The sequence below is a fragment of the Bradyrhizobium sp. CCBAU 45394 genome (assembly GCF_028128655.1).
In the GTDB taxonomy this organism is placed as follows: Bacteria; Pseudomonadota; Alphaproteobacteria; order Rhizobiales; family Xanthobacteraceae; genus Bradyrhizobium; species Bradyrhizobium diazoefficiens.
Genome location: NZ_LBIX01000041.1, coordinates 1 through 470, shown reverse-complemented (window position 1 = coordinate 470; position 470 = coordinate 1). Strand labels below are relative to the sequence as shown.

The 470-nt window shown below is 67.2% G+C and carries 1 protein-coding gene; it reads left to right on the top strand.

From position 1 onward, the window contains the following. On the top strand, nt 1-470 hold a 470-nt coding region (locus tag WN73_RS11575), incomplete at both ends, for an IS256 family transposase (RefSeq protein WP_271552831.1).

The following is a 470-nucleotide window of genomic DNA, read 5'->3' as shown; positions in this document are numbered from 1 at the left end:
GGCTCGGCGGTACGTCTACGTCTGGGCCGATGGCGTCTTCCTGCAGGCCCGCATGGAGGACCACGGCGAATGCATGCTGGTGCTGATCGGCGCGACGCCGGAAGGCAAGAAGGAGCTGATCGGCTTTCAGGTCGGCGTCCGGGAGAGCGCGCAGAGCTGGCGCGAGCTCCTGATCGACGTCAAGCAGCGCGGGTTGCAGATCGCCCCGGAAATTGCGGTCGGCGACGGCGCACTCGGCTTCTGGAAGGCGCTCGACGAGATCTTTCCCGGGACGCGGCACCAGCGCTGCTGGGTGCACAAGACCGTCAACGTCCTGGACAAGGTCCCGCTCTCGGTGCAGGCCAACATGAAGAAGGACCTGCGCGAGGTCTATTGGGCGCCGAGCCGGGCGGCGGCCGAAGCGGCGATCGACGTCTTCGCCGAGAAATACCGCGCCAAGTACGGCCGGGCGGTCGAATGCCTCGCCAAGG